The sequence below is a fragment of the Streptococcus sp. 2018037 genome (assembly GCF_019754195.1).
GTDB lineage: Bacteria > Bacillota > Bacilli > Lactobacillales > Streptococcaceae > Streptococcus > Streptococcus hashimotonensis.
This window is the reverse complement of sequence record NZ_JAIJZQ010000002.1, coordinates 23,250-45,565: the sequence shown is the minus strand read 5'-3', so window position 1 is coordinate 45,565 and position 22,316 is coordinate 23,250. Positions and strand designations below refer to the sequence as shown.

The 22,316-nt window shown below is 42.7% G+C and carries 18 protein-coding genes; 7 read left to right on the top strand and 11 right to left on the bottom strand.

Annotated elements, in window-relative coordinates; all coding sequences use genetic code 11:
* Positions 1–9: 9 nt before the first annotated feature.
* Positions 10–1,968, bottom strand: a complete 1,959-nt coding sequence (gene ligA / locus K5Q29_RS01040; protein ID WP_105139843.1) for an NAD-dependent DNA ligase LigA — start codon at positions 1,966–1,968, stop codon at positions 10–12.
* Positions 1,969–2,090: 122 nt separating this feature from the next.
* On the opposite strand from ligA, the gene K5Q29_RS01035 reads away from it, so the two are divergent.
* The 5 genes from K5Q29_RS01035 to K5Q29_RS01015 all read left to right on the top strand — a co-directional run bounded on the left by K5Q29_RS01035 (position 2,091) and on the right by K5Q29_RS01015 (position 6,287).
* The gene (locus K5Q29_RS01035) at positions 2,091–2,237 is read left to right on the top strand and encodes an SPJ_0845 family protein (protein WP_002936026.1); all 147 of its coding nucleotides are present in this window, start codon (positions 2,091–2,093) and stop codon (positions 2,235–2,237) included.
* 1 nt (position 2,238) lies between these two features.
* The gene (locus K5Q29_RS01030) at positions 2,239–3,144 is read left to right on the top strand and encodes a permease (protein ID WP_105139844.1); all 906 of its coding nucleotides are present in this window, start codon (positions 2,239–2,241) and stop codon (positions 3,142–3,144) included.
* Positions 3,141–3,956, top strand: a complete 816-nt coding sequence (locus K5Q29_RS01025) for a TIGR03943 family putative permease subunit (RefSeq protein WP_029175337.1) — start codon at positions 3,141–3,143, stop codon at positions 3,954–3,956. The genes K5Q29_RS01030 and K5Q29_RS01025 overlap by 4 nt, the downstream gene beginning before the upstream one ends.
* A gap of 78 nt (positions 3,957–4,034) precedes the next feature.
* A complete protein-coding gene (gene zwf, locus K5Q29_RS01020) occupies positions 4,035–5,522 on the top strand; it encodes a glucose-6-phosphate dehydrogenase (RefSeq protein WP_105139845.1) in 1,488 nt (495 codons plus the stop codon).
* Positions 5,523–5,564: 42 nt separating this feature from the next.
* Positions 5,565–6,287, top strand: a complete 723-nt coding sequence (locus K5Q29_RS01015; protein WP_105153158.1) for a DNA alkylation repair protein — start codon at positions 5,565–5,567, stop codon at positions 6,285–6,287.
* A gap of 38 nt (positions 6,288–6,325) precedes the next feature.
* Here the strand turns inward: K5Q29_RS01015 and ftsY are convergent, their stop codons facing one another.
* Genes ftsY through rnc form a run of 5 tightly spaced genes read right to left on the bottom strand, consistent with a single transcriptional unit; the run spans position 6,326 to position 13,432 of the window.
* Entirely contained in the window at positions 6,326–7,600 is a 1,275-nt protein-coding gene (gene ftsY, locus K5Q29_RS01010) for a signal recognition particle-docking protein FtsY (protein ID WP_105153159.1), read from the bottom strand.
* A gap of 1 nt (position 7,601) precedes the next feature.
* The gene (locus tag K5Q29_RS01005) at positions 7,602–8,414 is read right to left on the bottom strand and encodes a Cof-type HAD-IIB family hydrolase (protein ID WP_105120964.1); all 813 of its coding nucleotides are present in this window, start codon (positions 8,412–8,414) and stop codon (positions 7,602–7,604) included.
* Positions 8,404–9,213 (bottom strand): Cof-type HAD-IIB family hydrolase, encoded by an 810-nt coding sequence (locus tag K5Q29_RS01000; RefSeq protein WP_105120963.1) that lies wholly within the window; start codon positions 9,211–9,213, stop codon positions 8,404–8,406. The genes K5Q29_RS01005 and K5Q29_RS01000 overlap by 11 nt, the downstream gene beginning before the upstream one ends.
* On the bottom strand, positions 9,210–12,743 hold the full coding sequence (gene smc / locus K5Q29_RS00995) for a chromosome segregation protein SMC (RefSeq protein WP_203181148.1): 3,534 nt from the start codon (positions 12,741–12,743) through the stop codon (positions 9,210–9,212). Before smc ends, K5Q29_RS01000 begins: the two co-directional genes overlap by 4 nt.
* Before the next feature lie 2 nt (positions 12,744–12,745).
* Positions 12,746–13,432, bottom strand: coding sequence for a ribonuclease III (gene rnc / locus K5Q29_RS00990; RefSeq protein WP_012028264.1), 687 nt, complete (start codon positions 13,430–13,432; stop codon positions 12,746–12,748).
* 188 nt (positions 13,433–13,620) lie between these two features.
* Here rnc and K5Q29_RS00985 point away from each other — a divergent pair, with 188 nt between their 5' ends.
* Complete coding sequence (locus tag K5Q29_RS00985; RefSeq protein WP_105153161.1) at positions 13,621–14,610, top strand: acyltransferase family protein; 990 nt, start codon at positions 13,621–13,623, stop codon at positions 14,608–14,610.
* A 244-nt stretch (positions 14,611–14,854) separates the two neighbouring features.
* Here K5Q29_RS00985 and K5Q29_RS00980 read toward each other — a convergent pair whose 3' ends face one another.
* Both K5Q29_RS00980 and K5Q29_RS00975 read right to left on the bottom strand, forming a co-directional pair.
* A complete protein-coding gene (locus K5Q29_RS00980) occupies positions 14,855–15,895 on the bottom strand; it encodes a helix-turn-helix transcriptional regulator (RefSeq protein WP_105139851.1) in 1,041 nt (346 codons plus the stop codon).
* Positions 15,896–15,905: 10 nt separating this feature from the next.
* Entirely contained in the window at positions 15,906–17,174 is a 1,269-nt protein-coding gene (locus K5Q29_RS00975) for an MFS transporter (protein WP_105139852.1), read from the bottom strand.
* Positions 17,175–17,445: 271 nt separating this feature from the next.
* On the opposite strand from K5Q29_RS00975, the gene K5Q29_RS00970 reads away from it, so the two are divergent.
* Positions 17,446–18,933, top strand: a complete 1,488-nt coding sequence (locus tag K5Q29_RS00970) for a DUF1846 domain-containing protein (protein ID WP_105139853.1) — start codon at positions 17,446–17,448, stop codon at positions 18,931–18,933.
* Between the two features lie 43 nt (positions 18,934–18,976).
* Here K5Q29_RS00970 and ptsP read toward each other — a convergent pair whose 3' ends face one another.
* From ptsP to icd, 3 genes are all read right to left on the bottom strand, one after another.
* Positions 18,977–20,710: a phosphoenolpyruvate--protein phosphotransferase gene (gene ptsP / locus K5Q29_RS00965; RefSeq protein ID WP_105139854.1), complete on the bottom strand. Its 1,734-nt coding sequence runs from the start codon at positions 20,708–20,710 to the stop codon at positions 18,977–18,979.
* 4 nt (positions 20,711–20,714) lie between these two features.
* Complete coding sequence (locus tag K5Q29_RS00960; RefSeq protein WP_002936050.1) at positions 20,715–20,978, bottom strand: phosphocarrier protein HPr; 264 nt, start codon at positions 20,976–20,978, stop codon at positions 20,715–20,717.
* 155 nt (positions 20,979–21,133) lie between these two features.
* Complete coding sequence (icd, locus tag K5Q29_RS00955; RefSeq protein WP_105139855.1) at positions 21,134–22,315, bottom strand: NADP-dependent isocitrate dehydrogenase; 1,182 nt, start codon at positions 22,313–22,315, stop codon at positions 21,134–21,136.
* Between the last annotated feature and the right edge of the window lies 1 nt (position 22,316).

Genomic DNA, 22,316 nt, shown 5'->3' with positions numbered 1-22,316 from the left:
GTTTTACCTTTACAAGCTCTCTAACCAAGCCTCATCTTTAATTTCGATACCTAGCTCCTGTGCTTTGGTCAATTTACTACCAGCATCTGTTCCAGCAACCACAAGATTAGTTTTTTTAGAAACTGATCCTGCTACATTTGCCCCTAAAGCTTCTAATTTGGCTTTGGCTTCGTTTCGTTTCATTCGCTCCAATTTACCAGTCAGTACAACTGTCATACCCGATAGCGCAGCATTTTCATCTACTACTTGTCCGAGATAGGTCAAGTTTACCTTAGCTTCCTTAAGTTCAGCTAAAAGTTGCTGCGCACCTTCACTAGCAAAAAAAGTTGTCAAGGACTTAGCAATAACCTGACCAAGACCTTCTAGCGAAGCAATTGCTTCTTGTTCAGCAAATGCTAAGGTTTCTAAATCGCCAAATTTTTCTACTAAAATCTTACTTGCCTTACTGCCGACATGGCGAATTCCTAGTCCAAACAGGAGGCGTTCTGCTGAGTTGCTCTTAGAAGTTTGAATGGCTTGATAGAGCTTGTCAGCCGATTTTTCTTTGAAACCTTCCAAGGTCAATAGGTCATCAACAGTTAATTTATAAATATCGGCAACATCGTGTACCAAGCCTGCTCCAAAGAGTTTTTCAACGATTGAAGACCCTAGCCCTGCGATGTTCATGGCATCCCGACTTGCAAAATGTTCCAACTTACTCATCAGCTGGCTAGGACAAATAGGGTTGATACAGCGGAGGGCAACTTCGTCCTCATAGTGTTGTAGGTCGCTCTGACAAGACGGACAACGACTAGGAACGGGCATGATTTCTTGCTCTTTTCGATACTTGTCCACCACTTTCAGAACTGCTGGAATAATATCTCCCGCCTTATAAACAATGACCGTATCGCCAATACGAATATCTTTTTCGGCGATATAGTCTACGTTGTGCAAGGTCGCTCGACTGACAGTCGTTCCTGCCAGTTGAACAGGACTAAGGTTGGCAGTTGGTGTCACAACACCTGTCCGGCCAACAGTCCAATCAACCGACAAGATTTCTGCTTCTTTTTCCTCAGCTGGAAACTTGTAGGCTACTGCCCATCGTGGCGCTTTTACTGTAAATCCTAGTTCTTCTTGTATAGCTAAATCATTTACCTTGATGACAACACCATCTATCTCATAGGGTAAATCATCTCTACGCTCTGCTATTTTTTCAATAAAATCCCACGTGTCATCAATCGACTCCGCCAAGCAATATTCGTGGTTGGTCACAAATCCCAGAGCATCTAACTTGCGAAGCACATCGGACTGACTAGTCGCTTCAGATGGACTAGCCTCTTGGTAAAGGAAGGTTGCAAGTCCACGCTGGGCCACGACACCTGTGTCTAATTGGCGAAGAGTTCCTGCCGCTGCGTTACGCGGATTAGCAAATTCAGCTTCACCAGCCTCCTGACGCTGTTTGTTAACACGGTCAAAGGAAGCCTTTGGCATATAACACTCACCTCGGACAGTGATGTCCACAGCTTCGGGTAGGGTTAAAGGAATATCAGCCACTCGTTTGAGATTTTCTGTGATATTTTCACCGACACTACCGTCACCACGTGTAGCACCCACGACTAAATTACCCGCTTCATAGGTCAGGGAAATAGATAGACCATCAATCTTCAATTCACAGATATAAGTTGCTTGAGGAAATTCCTTGCGAACTCGCTGGTCAAAAGCTTCTAATTCTTCACGAGAAAAGGCATCCTGCAAACTAAAAAGAGGATAAACATGACTATATTTTTCAAATCCGTCTAGCACCTTTCCCCCGACCCGATGGGTAGGACTATCTGGTAAAATCAGTTCTGGATGAGCTGTTTCCAGTTCTACTAATTCACGATAAAGCGTATCATATTCTGCATCTGATACGCTAGGTTGGTCCAATTGATAATACTCTTTAACGTATTGATTGAGCACGCTAACTAATTCTGATATTCTTGTTTTCATAAGAATATTATATCATGATTTGAGGGTGCGAACTATATTTGCGCTTCAATAAAAACAGATTCCTTTAGATAATTTTTAGTAAAAAATGTATAATGTGTATATAAAATTTTTGGAGGTGCCTTATGGCTGTAACCTATAAACGACAAGATGATTTAGAAAAGATGCTGGAAGAATTTGCTTCATTTGAAAAACTGGAAGAAATTGAGTACCCTGATCCAAAATCAAAAGAAAATTCCGAGAAAAACAACTTGAATCAGGATAAAAAATAATATGTTCGGTCTTGATCAATTACCTACCTCCGTCCTACAGGCAGGGGCTATTTTCCTGTCTATCATGATTGAAGCCTTGCCCTTTGTGTTGATTGGAGCATTGATTTCTGGCTTTATTGATGTGTTTATCACCCCTGAAAAAGTCCATAAACTCCTTCCCAAGAACAAGTTTCTTGCCATTCTATTTGGAACCTTTATCGGCTTCATTTTTCCGTCTTGCGAATGTGGTATTGTCCCTATTGTCAATCGGCTATTAGAGAAAAAAGTACCTAGTTATACTGCTGTTCCCTTTTTAGTAACGGCTCCTGTGATTAATCCCATCGTCCTTTTTGCAACCTTTACTGCTTTTGGCAATTCCTTACTTTTTGCCTTCTATAGAGCCCTAGGAGCCATCATTGTATCCCTAGTATTGGGAATCATTCTTGGTTTTTTCATAAAAGGACCAATTCTTAAAGGAAGCAAGTTTGACCATCACCAGCATGATTATTCAGATAAAACCAGCTGGCAAAAAGTTGGCTTCGCACTTATTCATGCCATTGATGAATTTTTTGATACGGGACGTTACCTAGTCTTTGGTTGTCTCTTTGCAAGTCTCGTACAGGTCTATATTCCAACTGCTGTCCTGACTACCATCGGTCACAGTCCATTAACAGCTATTTTACTGATGATGTTGCTGGCCTTTCTTCTTTCCCTATGTTCTGAAGCCGATGCCTTTATTGGTGCATCACTACTATCCAGCTTCGGATTCGCCCCAGTAATGGCTTTCTTAGTTATCGGACCCATGGTAGATGTTAAAAACTTGCTCATGATGAAACATTATTTCAAGGGGAAATTTATAGCCGGTTTTATCATTACTATCACTCTCGTTATTTTGGGATATAGTCTGATACTTGGAGGTGTAGTATGATTCGTTTTTTAATTCTTGCAGGTTACTTTGAGATGACCATGTATCTTTATGTCTCTGGAAAATTAGACCAATACATCAATCTGCACTATAGCTATCTAGCCTATCTATCCATGGTTTTATCTTTCATACTTGCCATCGTACAATTGTATGTCTGGGTAAAAGAAATTCGAGTACATAGCCATTTAAAAAGCAAAATTGCCAAACTATCAAGCATTGGACTATTGCTCATTCCTCTTGCTATAGCCTGGCTCTTTCCTACGGTAAGCCTGGATTCAACAACTGTTGCTGCCAAGGGCTATCATTTCCCACTAGCAGCAGAAAACGATGCTAATACACAAAACCAAGAAGGGACGACTGTTCAGTATCTCAAGCCTGATACTTCTATTTATTTTACGAAATCTGCCTATCAAAACCAGATGCGTGAAATTGCTGATCGGTACTTGGCTGAAGAAACCATTGTCGTAACTAATGAAAACTATATGGAAGTGATGGAAGCAATCTACGACTATCCTACGGAATTTTCAGGAAAAACGATTGAAATGATTGGATTTGTCTACAATGACCCTGACAATAGCCAGCAATTTTTCCTTTTCCGCTTTGGTATTATTCACTGCATTGCTGATTCTGGAGTATATGGCTTACTCTCTACGGGGGCTACCACAGAATTTCCTAACAATACTTGGGTAAAAGCCAGAGGAACAATCAAGGTTTCCTACCATACATCGTTGAAACAAAATCTCCCAACACTTGAATTGCAATCGATGGTTCAGATTGAACAGCCAGATTCCCCGTATGTCTACCGTGTTTTCTAATAATTCCAATTCAAAAAGTGAATTTTCTGACAATTTATGCTATAATAGTGTCTATACTCAACAGATAGGAATGAAATTATGTCATCACATGTATTGTTTACAATTTTTGGTGCTAGTGGCGACCTTGCCAAACGCAAACTTTACCCATCTTTATTCCGCCTCTATAAGGCTGGACACATCAAGGAAAACTTTGCAGTAATTGGTACAGCTCGCAGACCTTGGACCAAGGAATTTTTTGAGCAAACCGTCATTGAATCACTAGGTGATCTACCTGACACACCACGTCAAGCTCATGAATTTGCTAGTCATTTCTACTACCAAAGCCACGATGTCAATGACACGGAACATTATGTAGCTCTTCGTAAATTGCAGGACGACTTGTGTGAAAAATACGATACCCAGCACAACAAGGTCTTCTTCCTCTCCATGGCACCTGAATTTTTCGGAACCATTGCCAAACACCTCAAATCTGAACAAATCGTTGACGGACAAGGTTTTGAACGCTTGATTATTGAAAAACCATTCGGAACTAGCCTTGCAACCGCAAGCAAACTCAATGATGAATTGGCAGCAGCCTTCAATGAAGACCAAATCTACCGTATCGACCATTACCTAGGCAAGGAAATGGTGCAAAATATCTTTGCGGTTCGCTTTGCAAATATCATTTTTGAGCATATTTGGAATCGCGATTACATCGATAACGTCCAAATTACATTTGCTGAAGCGATTGGTGTTGAGGATCGTGGGGGCTACTACGATCATTCTGGCGCCTTAAAAGACATGGTGCAAAACCATGCCCTTCAAGTTCTTTCACTTCTAGCAATGGATAAGCCAGCCAGCTTCAAGGAGGAAGATGTCCGCGCTGAAAAAATCAAGGTCTTCCAACACCTTCGTCAGCCTTCTGATGAGGACCTCAAACGCAACTTCATCCGTGGTCAATATGCAGCAGGTTCCATCGACGGAAAAGACTACGTTAGCTACTTGGATGAACCAAATATTGCCGAAGCTTCTCAGACAGAAACCTTTGCAGGAGGTGTCTTCTTCGTTGATACTGACCGTTTCCGTGATGTCCCTTTCTTCTTCCGTACAGGTAAACGCCTGACAGAAAAGGGCACACGCGTGACCATCACCTTCAAGCATGCGGAAGATATTTTTGGTCAACCTTCTGAGGCCAATGTCTTGACCATTTTCATCCAACCAACCGAAGGCTTTATGCTCTCTATCAACGGTAAGGAAGTTGGTTCCCATTTTGCTCTTACTCCTGCTAAGCTCAATTTCCGCCACAATGCAACTGCCCTTGGAAATTCACCTGAAGCCTATGAAAAATTATTTTTCGATGTCCTAAATGGTGATTCTACTAACTTTAGCCATTGGGAAGAAGTGAAAGCAAGCTGGAGCTTGATTGACCGCATTGTTGATTTGTGGGCAAGCAACCAAGTCCCTCTCCACACCTATCCAGCTGGAACTATGGGACCTGAGGCTGCCTTTGATTTGCTAGAAAGCTACGGTTGCAAGTGGGTTTGGACTCCAGACGTCTGGTATCGTGAACGTGGCTTGTTAAAATAACACATGAAAACTGGAGCAATCCAGTTTTTTTCGGAGATATTTATGACTGAATTAAACACTATTCTCACCCAACTTGAAGCAGCCAGCCATGCTGGCACCCTCAAGCGTTATGAAAAAATTGGCGAAACTAAGCCCTACTACGGCGTTCCGATGGGAGCTATTTCTGGTATCGCCAAGGCCTATAAAAATCGACTGGACTTGTTTGCTCCACTCTGGCAAACAGGTGTCCTTGAGTCACAATATTTAGCTATTCAAATTGCCAAAACAAAACCTGACCAGCTGACTTCTGCTGTTTTAGAAGCCTGCCTAAATGAACAAGTTTCGGTCAACGTCCTCGATAAGCTAGCTTCCATCATTCTTAGCAAACGCAAGGATAGCAAAGACTGGGAGGAATACTTACTCATCCAAGACCAAGCAATTTTTCAGCGACTTGGTTGGTTCCTTCGTGCCAAATACTTTGCTGGAAAAACAGCAACAAATCAAGAAATTGAAGAGACTCTAGACCATATTCGCCAGCATTTACAGAATGCAGAACCACTTATCCAATGGACCATGAACCAGTGCTTGGTGGAGATTGCCGTTGCTTACCCCGACTATCTAGAACAAGGCCTTGCAATCGGTCAGGAGTTAGCTGTCTATGTGGACATGAAAGTTCCAAAAGGCTGTACTTCTGCCTACGCACCAGACTGGATTGAGGCTTTATTGAGGAGGAAACAATCGTGGTATTGTGGACATCGCCATTTACTCACTGCTGCATACAGATAGAAAAAGTCGCTAGTTCTTGTTGAACTAACGACTTTTTTCTACACCAATCCCTCCAAGAGCCCACGCATGAACTCTTCGGATTTGAATTCTCCGATGTCATCGATTTTCTCACCGAAACCAATCAGCTTGACTGGAATATCTAATTCCTGACGGATAGCAAGGACAACACCACCTTTTGCAGTCCCGTCTAGCTTGGTCAAGACTAAGCCTGTCAATGGGGTAATTTTTGCAAATTCCTTGGCTTGACTGAGGGCATTTTGACCTGTGGAGGCATCCAATGCTAAGAGGGTTTCATGCGGTGCATCAGGTAGAGTCCGTTTGATGATGCGACCGATTTTTTCCAGCTCTGCCATGAGGTTGTCTTTATTCTGCAAACGACCTGCTGTGTCAATCATGAGAATATCCACACCTTCTGCCACGGCACGTTTTACCCCATCAAAGACCACACTAGCTGGGTCTGACTTTTCAGGTCCTGTGACCACAGGCACATCGACACGGCGACCCCACTCAACCAGCTGGGCTACCGCACCCGCACGGAAGGTGTCCGCTGCGACCAACATGACCTTCTTGCCAGCCTGCTTGTACTTGTAGGCCAACTTTCCGATAGATGTCGTCTTCCCAACACCGTTGACACCGACAAAGAGCATGACTGTCAAATCATCTTGAAAATTGATTTGCTCGCTGAATTGACCATCTTTTTCGTAAATATCCACCAATTTTTCGATGATAACACGACGGAGTTCATCTGTCTTCTTGGCATTTTGTAGCTTGGCTTCATAGCGGAGCTCCTCTGTCAGAGTAGAAGCAACTTGCACACCTACGTCTGACAAAATCAGCATTTCTTCCAACTCTTCGAAAAATTCTTCATCAACCGAACGGAAATTGGCAAAGAATTCATTGAGCCGTGCTCCAAAGCCTGTACGGGTCTTTTTCAAGGTCCGCTGATACTTGTCCTGCTCACTTTCTTGCTCTACTGAAGCAACTTCCTCAACAGGCTCTTCCTTGACCTTGGTTTGAATAGCAGGGTCAAAGCCTTGTTCCTGCGCTTCCTTCACTCGAGCCGCAGCAGCTTCTTTGGCTGCATAATACTGAGCCATCATGTCTAAGGTCCGTTGTTTCTGAGCTTCTTGCTCAGCAGTCAATTCAGACTCTACTACTTCAGACTGGAACTCTTCCTTTTCTTGACCAGCTGACTCAACCTCAGCAGTTACAGTATCTTCGCTAGAAGCCGACTGCTCCGTTTCTACTTCTTCAACAAGAGCGACTTGCTCCTCTTGTTTTTCTTGTCCAAATAATCGATCAAATAATCCCATACTAGTCCTCATTCAATACATAGTGCTCGATGGCCCAAGCAATGCCATCTTCATCATTGGTTTTTGGCAGGACAAGGTTGGCCGCAGACTTGATTTCATCAGTCGCATTCGCCATGGCAACACCCAAACCAGCCCATTCAATCATGGAAAGATCATTTCCTTCATCGCCACAGGCCATAACTTCTGATTGATCAATCCCCAGATGTCCAATCAACTTAGCCAAACCATTTGCCTTGTGGACACCTTTTGGACTCCATTCGAGCAGAATATCACGCGATTTGAAAATCTCGAAGCGCTCGTGAAGTTCCGCAGGAATTTTTGGAATTTGTCCATCCAAAAAGTCTGCTGCCACAGCTGAAACTGCCTTATTGTAAACAAAATCTTCTGGCATTTCCTCATCGCTTGCCACAATTTTATTAAGCAATGGATTACAAGTTAGATAAAGCGATTCATGGGCTGATGGTAGAGAATAGACATCACCACCATAGAGAACATCCAGAGGCAGGTCCAAATCATTTGTCACACGACGGATGGCACGGACATCTTCAATGGTGAATCCAACCTTATCCAAAACCCGACCTGTATTTTCCTGGACTAGACCACCGTTAAATGTAATCGAATATTGATTCTCCCCTAGCAGATCTAGTTCTTCTAGAAAAGTACCGATAGCTTGTAAAGGACGCCCTGTTGTCAGAACTACATAAACTCCACGATCACGCGCTGCCTGCAAGGCCTTTTTATTAGCTTCTGAAATCCGTTTGTCCGATGTCAGAAGTGTTCCATCTAAATCCAATGCAATCAACTTAATTGTCATTTACTTCCTCCTCTAAATAGGCTAATACTGCTCCATCATTGCAATGACCAATCATCAAATCTGCCCGAGCTTTCACTTCCTCTCTTGCATTTTCTGTCGCAAGAGCCAGACCTGCAAAGTCAAACATATCCAAATCATTTTGATTATCACCAAATGCCACTACATCCTGACGGGCAATTCCAAAATGAGCACAGAGATGACTCAATCCAACTGATTTATTTGAACCATTTGGAATTATATCAATATTGTCAAAACCAGTTGTCATGGCCGTTACACCTTCAAATGTATCATTTAACCATCGTCTGGCATCGTCCATTTCCTCAGGAGAAAATTTGGCATTGATTTTTATAATCTCTTCTCGAACTTCTTCAAATGTGTCTACCAATCGAAAATGCGCGTAATAATTCGCCATCGCTTCTAAAAACTGAGGCTCAGCATTTTTTAATAAATAAAAGTTTTCGAGGCCAGACAGCACCATGGACTGACTGCTACCAAAGGGACCTGCATCAATACCCGCGATAATCGGCAGATAGATTTCAGGACTAATTGGATCATCCATAAAGATAGTCTGTCCCTGATATTCAACGATTGAACCATTTTCTGCCACAAAACCGATTTCATCTACAAAATCTTCAAAAACAAGTTTCAGGCTTTGCATAGATCGCCCACTTGCTGCCACAAATAAATAACCTTTTTCTTTGAACTGATTCAGTATACGACGAAACCGTTCCTTATCAAAACTATGGTCTTCTCGTAAAAAGGTACCATCCATATCACTGGCGTAAATTTTGTTAATCATAATTTCTCCACATCTTTCAGCTTAACGGAAACAATCTTGGACACGCCAGATTCCTGCATGGTCACCCCATACATGGCATCCGCTGCCGCCATGGTCCCTTTACGGTGGGTTACGACAATAAACTGACTCTCCTTATCAAAACGGTTGAGGTAGTCACCAAAACGTTTGACATTGGCCTCATCCAAGGCTGCCTCCACCTCATCGAGAATTACAAAAGGAATGGTCTTAACACGGATAATGGAAAATAGCAGAGCGAGGGCCGAAAGGGCTTTTTCGCCACCTGACATAAGATTGAGAGATTGAATTTTCTTACCCGGAGGTTGAACTGAAATCTCCACACCCGCAGTCAATAGGTCACCTTCTGTCAAAATCAAATCCGCTGAACCACCGCCAAACATTTGTTTGAAAGTTTGCTTGAAACTTTTACGAATAGCTTCAAATGTGACTTTAAAGCGTTCTTTCACCTCATCATCCATCTCATGAATCGTACCAAGGAGAAGATCACGCGCTGACAAAATATCAGTCCGTTGCTCATTGAGGAAGGTTAGACGATTATTGACTTCGTCATACTGCTCAATAGCATCCAAATTGACTGGACCCAAAGCACGAATAGCTCTTTCTAGGTCTTTGAGGCTTTGTTCAGCAACTGCAAGATTCTCAACTTCCTTGGCCTGAGACTGGGCAGCTTCAAAACTCAATTTAAAATGCTCGGTCAAATTACCAAGTAGAGTCCGTAATTTATCGCCCGCTTGCTCACAATCCGCCTCTAACTTAGCCTGCTTACGAATCAAATCATCATTCTTAGTCCGAGCTTGTTGCAATCTTTCTTCCAAGTCTTCAAACTGCCCATCAATATCTTCCAATTCAAACTTTAAGCGAATTAGAATCTGATTTGTCTGGTTTTGCTTATCAGATGCGGCCTGCAATTGTTCTTCAAGAATCTCAATACTAGTATCTTCAAGAGCTTCTAGCTTCTGGTCAATCATATCCTCTAAAAGAGAAATTTCCTTATCTGCAACCACTTTTTCTTCTTGCAAACGTCTCAGATCTGTCTGTTCAAAACGAAGTTGGCTAGTCAGTTCAGCCTGTTCCAAAGTTAGTTTACCCTTCTGAGTCTGTAGTTTCTGCAAGCTTTCTTGAATACTGTCGCGATTATCACGGACTTGATTGATTTGTTGATCCAAGGCTAGTTTTTTCTCATTCAAGGCTTGGACATTTACTTCTTCCTTAGCAGCAGCCTCTTCTAGCTCAGTCAAAATGGTCGGACTAACCTGACTCATTTGCAGGTCATACTGGGCTGATAGCTGAGCCAGTCTATTTTCTGCCTGTTCCTGATGGATCCTTGCGCTCTGCTGGTTCAATCTAGCTTCTTCCCCCTCCGCCTTAATCGTTTCCAAGGCTTCTCTGGTTTGGTCTAAGCTAGTTTTCTTAGCTGCAACCAAGCTTTCTTGCTCCTGCAACTGGCTAGACAGCTCTGCTATTTCTCCTAAAAGAGCATCCAGTTCTGGTTTGATAAAGGTCGTGCTGTTATTTCGATTGCTACCACCAGCAAAGGCTCCACCAGGACGGATTTCCGCTCCATCCATGGTCACCATACGCACTTGAAACTTGGTTGCCAGCGCCGCCTGATTGGCATGGTCAATGGTATCAAAAATCGCGATAGTGCCTAGCAAATTTTGGAAAATCGCATCTAAATTTGGCTGATAAGTCACCAAATCACTTGCAAGCCCCAAGAATCCTTCTGAAGATTCTAGTAAAGAGACTTGCTGTCCAGAAAGCTGACGTGGCCTGATAGTTGTTAGAGGTAAGAAGGTTGCCCGTCCTTGCCGTTTTTCTTTCAAAAATGCGATAGCTCGTTTAGCAGTCGCTTCGTCTTCAACGATGACGTTTTGACTAGCACCTCCAAGAGCAATTTCCAAAGCCGTTTGGTAACGAGTATCAAAGGTCAATTGTTCACTGACTGCTCCAATAATTCCTCCTAAGCTTGGTGCCGCCTGTAAGACAGCCTTAACCCCCGCGTAGAAATTGGAATGATTTTTTAAAATAGCTTCTAAACTAGACTGGCGAGCCTGCTTGCCTTTCAACTGATCCAGCAAATCAAACAAGCGACCTTGCTCAGCCTGATAAGCAGTCTGGACTTGATCCAATTCTGTTTTTTTGGTCTGATAGCTCTCAAGCAACTGGCGTAACACGTGATCAGCTTCTTCCAAACTTTTCCGACTCTTATCAAGTACTTCTTGAGCTGTTTGTTTTTCCGTCTGTAAGCGTGCCAAGTCTTCCGATTTACTCTCAGAAAGACTGATTTGATTGGCAATATCCTGCTGAATCTTGGTCAGACGGTTTGAAGCTTCTGCCTCTTCCTGCATCAGAGCAACATACTGTTCACGCAAATGATCTAAAACCTGATCAGGATCTTCTGAAAAGTAGGAAATTTCTTTGTCTACCGCAGCAATATCGTCTTTCAAGCTAGACAAGGAACTATCTAATTGCGCAAGCGTTTCTTGCTTTTGCTCAATCTGTTCTGCCAACTGCTCTCGTCTAGTCAACAAGTTCTCCAAGCGCGCCTGCGCTTCTTGACGACTTGATTCGTTTTGACTAGATTCCAGTTTATGGACCTCAATTTTTCGCTCCAAATCACTGATTAACTTGGTCAAATCTAACAGAACTGCCTGTTCACGCTCCAGTTGTTCTGAAAGGCTGTGGCGCTTCTCTTTCAAGTTCTGATTTTCTTGCTCCAGCTCAGAACGCTGTTTGTAGTAGCTAGTCAATTCAGTTTTGACAGACTCTAGTTCGGCTTCTTTTTCCGATAACTTTTCCTTACCAAGCGACAACTGAGCCACCAAAACATCTAAGTATAATTCCTTACGTTGACCATCTAATTCTAGAAATTTCTTAGCAGTTTGTGCCTGTTTCTCTAATGGTTTGACCTGATTATCCAATTCATAGATAATATCATCCAAGCGGTCCAAGTTGCCCTGGGCCTGTGCCAACTTACTTTCTGTTTCTTTTTTACGCGTCTTGTATTTTAAGACCCCTGCCGCCTCTTCAAAAATAGCACGGCGTTCCTCAGGCTTGGAATTGAAAATTGCTTCAACCCGCCCTTGTGAAATGATAGAGAAAGAATCACGTCCCAAGCCCGTATCCATGAAAAGATCATGAATATCCCGTAGACGAACCTTTTGCCCATCAATCAAGTACTCACTATCACCAGATCGATAAATGTGGCGTTCTACCTTGATTTCTTTCTGTTTATTGGCGATAAAACCTGTGCTATTATCCAAGGTTACGACAACCGAGGCATAGTTAAGAGCCTTGCGGCTTTCTGTTCCCGAAAAGATGACGTCTGGCATCTTGCCTCCACGTAGGCTTTTAGCAGACGACTCTCCCAAGGCCCAACGTAGACTTTCTGTAATATTGGACTTGCCAGAACCATTCGGCCCTACAACAACAGTCACTCCACGATCAAAGACTACCTTAGTCTTATCCGCAAAGGACTTAAAGCCCTGCATTTCAATTGATTTTAGATACATACCTATCCTCTAGCCTCCACAGCATTTTTGGCGGCGGCTTGTTCAGCTAATTTCTTAGAGCGACCCCGACCACGACCAATCACACGCTGATCAGCAGATACCTCCACTTCAAAGGTCTTATCATGGGCAGGTCCAGACTCAGCTATTACTTGATACGAAATAGCAATCTCACCATTGACCTGCAAAATTTCCTGCAAAGCAGTCTTATAGTCGGTCACGCGCTCAAAATTCCCTTTTTCTAAACGAGGAATCATGACCTTATGGATAAATTCCTCCACGGTCTTTTCCCCCTTGTCCAATAGCAGAGCTCCTAAGAACGCCTCGAAAGCATCTCCTAAAATAGTATCGCGATTTCGCCCTCCAGACTTCTCTTCCCCCTTACCAAGACGAAGAAACCGATCAAAACCACAAGCACGTGAAAAACCAGCCAAAGACTCCTCACGTACAAAGGTCGAACGCAACTTGGACATCTCACCTTCGGGTCTATCAGGATATTTTTGATAGAGATATTTGGAAATCATCAACTGGAGAACAGCGTCTCCTAAAAATTCCAAGCGCTCATTATGTGAAATTTTTAGAAGGCGATGCTCATTGGCATAAGAAGTATGGGTAAAAGCCGTTTCTAATAAATTCAAATCCGAAAAATCAATCCCAAAATCAGCCAATAATTTTGCATGTAAATCTTTCATCTATATGCTCCTTTCTAACTTAAACGAAATAGATGGTTTACATTTACTCCGTCCTAACATTATACCATATTTTCCACTGGACTTCTCTTGTCAACTAAGTTTCAGCCAGCACCTCTCCACATCTTTTTGCAAACATTTACATATTCATCAGATTTCGATAAAATAGAAGAAAAAAGAAGAACGTTAGCATGCAAAATAAGACAAAACAACTCAATACATCACTGCTCTCCCTCATCCAGTTCATCGGATCCATCCTCGTTATCGCCCTCCATTGCCGCAGGTTATTTGAAGCAGACCAGCTCCACTTCATCCAAAAATCAATCTTTAGTCGCATGGTCGTTCCCTACTTCATGGTCACAGCCAGCTTCTTCCTCCGACGCAACTACCCCAGCCTCTCCAAACAATACCTGATCCGCTACAGCAAACAATACTTGACCTGGTCCGCCCTCTACCTGCCCTTCTACCTCATCTACCTAACACTCCAAGAAATCCCCTTCCCCTACTATCCCCTCGCACTCCTAGTCGGACTGACCTACACCGGCACCAGCTACCAACTCTGGTACATGCCCGCTTTCTTTCTAGGTCTTATCCTCGTCCATTTTTCCTTGGAGAAATGGGGCTGGCGCATCACAGCTTGTCTAGCCTGCCTTCTCTATCTTCTAGGCTCAATCGAAACCTACTCCTCCTACCTGGCAGAATCGATTTTCCTGACCGCATTTGACAGCTACAAAACCTTCTTTTTCACCAGCCGCAATGGCCTCTTCTACGCACCGATTTTTGTCCTGACAGGCTTTTATCTAGCCGACAAACTCAATCACCCCATTTTCCAATACCGACAAAAAAACAAACTACTTGTCTGCTCAGCCCTTTTAGCTTTTGAAGCCACTGTCATCTATCTCAATCAGGGCTACGACAAGAACTTTCTATTTAGCCTGATTCCATTCACAGCCTATCTAGTCGCCTGGACCCTAACCACAGACCTCTTCCGCGAGAAAAAATTCCAATTTCTAAAAGAATACGCCAGCTATTATTATTTTATCCATGTTATCCCAGTCGAAATCAGCTTTTTCTTCCTAGAAACTAGTTCCCTGACCAAAATACAGCAAGGGTGGTTAGTCTTCCTTATCACCATCATCACTTGCCAACTGCTCAGCTGGTTAATCATTAATACTCAATGAAAATCAAAAACAGACTAGCTCCAACAGTCTGGGAATAGACTGTTGGAGGTCGGAAATTAGACGAACTTGGTTCGTGACCGTAAGATGCAGATAGAGCACTGTTCCTTATTATATTTCAAGGGAACAGGCTGAAAAGATCCACTGGACCTTTTCACTCATCAAATCAAGTCAACAACGTCTGATTTTGATTTTCGAAGAGTATAAGCACAAAAGAACCTTGTAAGATCTAACTTACAAGGCTTTTTTACAAATCAAAATCCTCTTTCAACTTATCAATCACCTGTTGGAGTAAATCCCGATTGACACTGTATTTGACATTCTTGTCTTGGGCATTAAAGAGAAGCAGGTCGCCGTTAATCAGCTTTTGGGTGTGGAAGGATACCGCTGCCCCTGTAATAGCCAGACATTCTGCAATATCCTTGCTCTTGGCATGGGGCTTGGTCAACTCCACCAAGACCTGATAACGCGTACTATCGCTGATAACCTTGAGAACCGTTGTCAAATCATCCAGATCCAGCTCGTCATTTGACAGCATAATCTGATCAATTCGACAGGAAGCCAAAAGAGCGACTTTCATATAGTCAAATTCTTCGTTGCCATAATAAGCAAACCAATAATTCCAGGGACTGAGAACGAAGAATTGGGCAGTTTCTACACCTAAGCTATCCAGGCTGGTCATGGCTAATTGCTTGGATTCTCGATAGAGTTTTTCAATATCAAATTCCTGAGCAAATTTTTCACGCTCCGCTCTTGCCTGCTCAAAATAGGGCTGATAGATTGGAAGCATCTTGTCCAAGAGAGCGACAGACCGCTCAACAGTTTCCAAAGGATTGCGAATAGCCAGTGACCAGTACCATTTATCCGCTGGTTTTTTGCCCGTATTCTCCAAGAGCGCCATGAGGCTAAGGTCCTTCTCGCGATGTCCTTCATTTTCTGATACCAACATGGTCCGCATGGCCTCTTCTACTTCTTCTTGAGACAGCTTTAAAATCAGCTGACAGGCTTCCTCAACCGTCTTAGGATCCTGTCCTTGATCCAAGAGGTAGAAATACAAGGTGTGCAAGATTGTAAAGATATGGTCCCAAACAAAGACCTCATTGACTTCCTGACGATAATCCGCCAGCTTTTCCTCTATTTCATCTCGAATTTCCAAAGCATCTTTGAGAATGTCTCTTTCTTTCTGTGACAAATCCGCCTCAAACGGCTCTTCACGATCCTTAACAATCAAGGGAATAAAGAACTTTTCAACAATCTCGCTTCTATAATCTCGGTAATCTAATTTCATAGTTTTCTTTCTAAATATTCACTAATGACTTTGCAGGCTTAATCCCTGTAAGAACAGTATAGCCCAATAGTCCCACAGAAAGCAAGAGGAAGATGAGGGAAATACTGGTCGCAGAAAGAAGAGTCACCAGCAGAGCTACCAAGGCTTGACCAGCTAACATACCAATCTGGCAAAAACTATCAATCCCCCCTCCAACTGTTGCCAATTTATCTTCTGGCAATTCATTTAAGACCAAGGCATTCATTTTCGGATTAAAAACGCCCAAAGTCATAGCTGTTACAAAAAGAACTGTCAATACCACATAGATATTGTGGAGAAAGAATCCTAGGAAAAGTAAAACAGGCATGAGAGTCGAAAACTTGAGAAGGTTGACCAAGCTAACATTTTTGAAAAGAGCCATCCCTAGACTGGAACCAAGAATGCTCCCAACTGAGAAGAGAATGGAAATCAAAGCCACCGTTGTCCCCGCATTGGCGATAACAAAATCTGGAAACTCCTTCATATTAAGAATCGCTAATGGTGAGAGGGCGGTAAAAATCGCATTCAAGCTGGCAATGGTAATGATAGAAGCCTTTAGTACAGGAATATTTTGGATAACCTTATAAGATTCTTTTATACTTTGACGCATTCCCTTGATAATCCCTGCCTCTGTTTCCACTTGCTCGGCCTGCTGGATAGGATTTTCTTTCAGTAATTTAGCAAAAGCTGGACGAAGAATTGCCATAATAGCAAGGCTAACCATGAATGTCCCTGCATTGAAGAAAGCAAGTTGTTGATAGGACATAAAACCAATCAGGATGGCTCCACTAGCTTGAAAGGCAATTTGCAAGAGGGATTTGACAGTCATCTTGAAGGCCATGGCAGATTCGCGGTCCTCTGCTGCCACAACCCGCAGGCTAACAGGCAGATAAAGACCATTTTCATATTGACCTGCCAAATCAGACAGGAAATTGATGACACATACGACTGCTACAATCCAGAGGGCTGGGGCAAATCCCATTAGGAAGCCAACAAGGGCATACAGGCCGACACGAACCAGCAGGGTTGCAAGAATGGTATCCAATTTATTTTTGGTCTTGTCTGCCCAAATCCCGATAAAGAGACCAGCCAAAATCGGCAAGGTTTCAGAAGCCGTAATCATAGCCAGGGCAAACTTGGTATCTGGTAGAAACAAGACATAGTTCATCAAAGCCAGATAATAAAGCGTGTCTCCAAAGTTGGAAATCAAGTCTGCCACAAAGCTAGATAGGAATAATGTATTGTTGACTAGTTTTTTCATAAACTTCTCCTTAAACATCAATTAAATATTCGTTTAATATCATTTTACACTTTATTTTAATAAAGTCAATACTTAATTTTATAAAAATTAAATATTTTTTAAATATCTGTTTAATTTTTCTTCTATCTGGCTTTTTCTTGACAAGATGAGCACGGTTTGTTATAGTATTGTTCGGGCACCTCTTTTGAGAGGTCGGAGAAAAGGCTCCCTAGTTTTAGGGAGCTATTTTTGTTTTTCCCAGAGAACATTACACATTTGGAGGACTTATTGGATGAAGAAAATCGCATTTGATTCAAATAAATATTTGAATTTGCAACGTGACCATATTTTAGAACGAATTGCTCAGTTTGAAGGCAAGCTCTATATGGAATTTGGCGGAAAAATGCTGGAAGATTTCCACGCAGCCCGTGTTTTACCTGGCTATGAACCAGATAACAAAATCAAACTCCTCCAAGAGTTGAAAGACCAAGTAGAAATCGTCATCGCCATCAATGCCAGCAACATCGAACATTCTAAGGCACGTGGTGACTTGGGTATTTCTTATGACCAAGAAGTCTTCCGCTTGATTGACACCTTCAATGATATTGATATTTATGTTGGTTCTGTCGTCATTACCCAATACCGCAACCAACCAGCCGCAGACGCCTTCCGCAAGCAGTTGGAAAAACATGGTATCAAGTCCTATCTCCACTACCCAATCAAAGGCTATCCTTCTGATATTGACCACATCATCTCACCAGAAGGTATGGGCAAAAATGACTACATTGAAACTAGTCGCAATCTCGTCGTTGTCACCGCACCTGGACCTGGTTCAGGTAAATTAGCAACTTGTATCTCCCAACTTTACCACGACCAACTGCATGGCGTAACATCAGGCTATGCTAAGTTTGAAACCTTCCCTGTCTGGAACTTGCCTCTCCACCACCCAGTCAACCTGGCCTATGAGGCGGCAACTGCCGACCTGGACGACCTCAACATGATCGACCCCTTCCACCTGCAAACCTACGGCAAAACTGCGGTCAACTACAACCGTGACATCGAGGTCTTCCCTGTCCTCAACCGTACCTTTGAACGTATTTTGAACAAATCACCCTATGCCTCACCAACAGACATGGGCGTTAACATGGTGGGCTATTCCATCGTTGACGAGGAAGCGGCTATCGAAGCATCCAAGCAAGAAATCATCCGCCGCTACTACCAGACCTTGGTTGATTTCAAGGCAGAGCGGGTGAGCGAGCAAGCAGTTAAAAAGATTGAACTCCTCATGAATGAAGTCGGTGTGACACCAGCAGATCGTAAGGTTGTTATCGCTGCGCGCGAAAAAGCAGAGCTGACAACTAGCCCTGCCCTTGCTATTCAGTTGCCAAATGGAGAGATGGTAACAGGTAAAACATCCGACCTCCTCAAACCAACTGCAAGTGTTCTTCTCAATGCCATCAAGCAAATTGCTAACATCGATGATGAAACACTTCTCATCGAACCAAATTACATCCGCCCAATTCAAGAATTGAAGGCAGATTATTTGGATAAGACCAATACACGGCTCGATGCAAGTGAGATCCTCAACGCCCTTGCCATCACTGCACAAGATAGCCCTCTTGCTGCAAGTGCCATGAAAGAATTGGGTCAATTAAATGGTAGCGAAGCCCATTCGACTGTTATCCTATCCGATGAAGATAAGAGCGTTCTTCGTAAATTAGGTATCAATCTTACCTTTGACCCTATCTACCAACACAATAAGTTTTATCAGAAAAACTAAGCACACAAAAAGCAAGGATTCAATTCCCTGCTTTTTTCAATGATTAGTCGAAATCAATATACTCTTTTTGAAGTTCAAGAACTTCTTCTGCCGTTGCACATTCTGTTAAGGCACGGTGAGCATATTCTTCCATCTTAGCTGTATCAAGTTTCTTCATAAGGCTACGTGTACGAAGTACAGATGTTGCACTCATAGAGAACTCGTCCAAGCCCATACCTACAAGAAGTGGAACAGCTTGTTGATCACCAGCCATCTCACCACACATACCAGCCCATTTGCCTTCTGCGTGTGCAGCCTTGATAACGTTGTTGATCAAGCGAAGGATTGATGGGTTATATGGTTGGTAGAGGTATGAAACTTGCTCGTTCATACGGTCTGCAGCCATTGTATATTGGATCAAGTCGTTCGTACCGATTGAGAAGAAGTCAACTTCTTTGGCAAATTGGTCTGCAAGCATTGCTGCAGCAGGGATTTCAATCATGATACCAACTTGGATATCATCTGCAACTGCTACACCTTCAGCCAACAAGTTTGCTTTTTCTTCATCAAGGATTGCTTTTGCTGCACGGAATTCAGTCAACAAGGCAACCATTGGGAACATGATACGAAGTTTACCATGTACAGATGAACGAAGAAGGGCACGCAACTGAGTACGGAACATTTGGTTACCAGTCTCAGAGATAGAGATACGAAGGGCACGGAAACCAAGGAATGGGTTCATTTCGTGTGGAAGGTCGAAGTAAGGAAGCTCCTTATCCCCACCAATATCCATTGTACGAACCACAACAGGCTTGCCGTTCATACCTTCAAGAACAGCCTTGTAAGCTTCGTATTGCTCGTCTTCTGTTGGGAAGTCTTGTGAGTCCATGTACAAGAATTCTGTACGGTAAAGACCAACTGCTTCAGCACCGTTATCGTTTACACCTTCAACGTCTTTTGGTGTACCGATGTTTGCTGCCAATTCAAAGTGTTTGCCGTCAGCTGTAACTGTTTGAGCATCTTTCAAAAGAGCCCATTCAGCTTTTTGTTTAGCATAGGCTTCCCCAGCTGCTTTAAATTCTGCAATCACTTCTTCAGAAGGGTTAATCACTACATCACCTGTGATACCGTTAACAGCCAATACATCACCGTCTTTAACGATTTCAGTAATGTTATTTGTACCCAAAACAGCAGCAATTTCAAGTGTACGAGCCATGATAGCTGAGTGACTTGTACGACCACCAATGTTCGTTACAAAAGCTTTTACAAACTGTTTGTTTAATTGCGCTGTATCTGAAGGTGTCAAGTCATGCGCGATAACGATTGACTCTTCGTCGATAGTTGCTGGGTTTGGCAAGCGAACACCAAGCAAGTGTGCCAACACACGTTTTGCTACGTCACGAATATCTGCGGCACGCTCTTGCATGTATGGGTTATCTTCCATACCTTCAAAGATAGCGATAAACATATCCGTAACTTCTTTCAAACCAGTCTCAGCATTTGTTTTCTTCGCACGAATTGTTTCCTTAATCTGACCAATCATTTCTGGGTCAGCAAGAACCATCAAGTGTGCATCAAATACGGCTGCGGCCTCTTCACCTAGGCTAGCTACTGCGTTCTCACGAATAACAGAAAGCTCGTTTTGAGATGCTTCTAGAGCAGCATCCAAACGAGCTTCCTCTGCATTTGTATCTTCAACTGTAACAGTTTCGAAGGACAAATCTGGCTGAACGAGTAGATATGCCTTAGCAACAGCAACACCATCTGATGCTGCGATTCCTTTAAGCATTTCTGTCATATTCTTATGCCAATCCTTCTTTTTCCATTGTTTCAGTGATAGCTGCGATTGCGTCGTCAGCATCAGCACCTTCAGCAGAGATTGTTACGTCAGCGCCTTGACCAACACCAAGACTCATAACACCCATGATAGATTTAAGGTTAACAGACTTTTCTTTGTAGTTCAAAGTGATGTCTGAAGCAAATTTACTAGCTGTTTGCACAAGCAAAGTTGCTGGACGTGCGTGGATACCTGTTTCTGCCACAATGTGGAAGTCTTTTGAAGCCATATTTGGATTCTCCTTTATTTTTACAAAATTGTGAGTTATTTGTGATAACCCTTACAAAGGACATTATACCACTTTTTGAAATCATTTTCAAGATTTTTTTACCTTTCTTTCATGTTTCCGTCATAAAAAGAGAGGTTCATTTTACTTTTTCTTCATTAAATAGAATCTAGTAGAACTTCTGAAAATTGACTGGTAGATAGATGAGCAACGTCCAAAATTTTAGCAAAATCAAGCGTAACATTTTTATTTATAAAAGCGTCTTCCAAGGCCTGAATAATTAAAGTAGCTGCTTCTTTCCAGCCTATATATTCCAACATCATACAAGCTGAAAGCAAGAGAGAACATGGATTAGCCAGATCCTTTCCTGCAATATCAGGAGCAGTTCCATGTGTCGCTTCAAAGATAGCATAACCTGTCTGATAATTAATGTTAGCACCTGGTGAGATCCCTATTCCTCCGACCTGTGCCGCAAGAGCATCTGATGCATAATCTCCATTTAGATTTGTAAGAGCAACCACTTGGAAGTTTTCCGGCGCCAATAAAATCTGCTGCAGAAAGTTATCCGCAATAATGTCATTTACTACCAAAGTCCCCTCTGCAAGTTCTGTAGCAAATTCTTCTTTTGCCAATTCATAACCCCACTTGCGGAAACCACCTTCTGTAAACTTTTGAATATTTCCCTTATGAACTAAGGTCACTATCTTCAGTTGATGTTCTAAGGCATATTCTATTGCAGAGCGAATGAGGCGTTTACTCCCTTCTTCCGAAATCGGTTTGATACCAATACTTGAAGATTCTGGAAAACGAATATTTACCACTCCCATTTCTTCTTGCAGAAAGGAAATGACTTTGGCAACTTCATCTGAACCAGCCTCCCATTCAATACCTGCATAAATATCTTCTGTATTTTCACGAAAAATAGTAATATCTGTCTTTCCAGGCTCTTTCAGCGGACTTGGCACTCCCTTAAAATAGCGAATCGGGCGCACACAGGCATACAAATCTAATTCTTGACGAAGTGCAACATTAAGAGAACGATGACCTTTCCCAATCGGCGTCCCCAAGGGACCTTTGATTGCAACTAAATACTCACGGATGATTGCCAATGTCTCATTCGGCAAAGAAGTTCCCGTTAATTCATAAGCCTTTTCTCCTGCAAAAACCTCCCTCCACTGAATAGAACGTTGACCTGCATAGGCTTTTTTCACTGCAGCATCAATAACTTTTTGACTGACTGACCAAACATCTCTGCCAATACCATCTCCTTCAATATAAGGAATAACGGGACAATCTGGGACAATTAACCGTCCCTCTCTCATCAGGATTTTTTCTGCCATA

Bases quoted from the DNA above. Each gene is read 5' to 3' on its own strand.
- K5Q29_RS01030 (WP_105139844.1), top strand. From the start codon at position 2,239: ATGTTCGGTCTTGATCAATTACCTACCTCCGTCCTACAGGCAGGGGCT.
- K5Q29_RS01015 (WP_105153158.1), top strand. From the start codon at position 5,565: ATGACTGAATTAAACACTATTCTCACCCAACTTGAAGCAGCCAGCCAT.
- K5Q29_RS01035 (WP_002936026.1), top strand. From the start codon at position 2,091: ATGGCTGTAACCTATAAACGACAAGATGATTTAGAAAAGATGCTGGAA.
- K5Q29_RS00980 (WP_105139851.1), bottom strand. From the start codon at position 15,895: ATGAAATTAGATTACCGAGATTATAGAAGCGAGATTGTTGAAAAGTTC.
- ptsP (WP_105139854.1), bottom strand. From the start codon at position 20,710: ATGACAGAAATGCTTAAAGGAATCGCAGCATCAGATGGTGTTGCTGTT.
- K5Q29_RS00960 (WP_002936050.1), bottom strand. From the start codon at position 20,978: ATGGCTTCAAAAGACTTCCACATTGTGGCAGAAACAGGTATCCACGCA.
- zwf (WP_105139845.1), top strand. From the start codon at position 4,035: ATGTCATCACATGTATTGTTTACAATTTTTGGTGCTAGTGGCGACCTT.
- ftsY (WP_105153159.1), bottom strand. From the start codon at position 7,600: ATGGGATTATTTGATCGATTATTTGGACAAGAAAAACAAGAGGAGCAA.
- icd (WP_105139855.1), bottom strand. From the start codon at position 22,315: ATGGCAGAAAAAATCCTGATGAGAGAGGGACGGTTAATTGTCCCAGAT.
- K5Q29_RS01000 (WP_105120963.1), bottom strand. From the start codon at position 9,213: ATGATTAACAAAATTTACGCCAGTGATATGGATGGTACCTTTTTACGA.
- K5Q29_RS01005 (WP_105120964.1), bottom strand. From the start codon at position 8,414: ATGACAATTAAGTTGATTGCATTGGATTTAGATGGAACACTTCTGACA.
- rnc (WP_012028264.1), bottom strand. From the start codon at position 13,432: ATGAAAGATTTACATGCAAAATTATTGGCTGATTTTGGGATTGATTTT.
- K5Q29_RS01025 (WP_029175337.1), top strand. From the start codon at position 3,141: ATGATTCGTTTTTTAATTCTTGCAGGTTACTTTGAGATGACCATGTAT.
- K5Q29_RS00975 (WP_105139852.1), bottom strand. From the start codon at position 17,174: ATGAAAAAACTAGTCAACAATACATTATTCCTATCTAGCTTTGTGGCA.
- ligA (WP_105139843.1), bottom strand. From the start codon at position 1,968: ATGAAAACAAGAATATCAGAATTAGTTAGCGTGCTCAATCAATACGTT.
- K5Q29_RS00985 (WP_105153161.1), top strand. From the start codon at position 13,621: ATGCAAAATAAGACAAAACAACTCAATACATCACTGCTCTCCCTCATC.
- K5Q29_RS00970 (WP_105139853.1), top strand. From the start codon at position 17,446: ATGAAGAAAATCGCATTTGATTCAAATAAATATTTGAATTTGCAACGT.
- smc (WP_203181148.1), bottom strand. From the start codon at position 12,743: ATGTATCTAAAATCAATTGAAATGCAGGGCTTTAAGTCCTTTGCGGAT.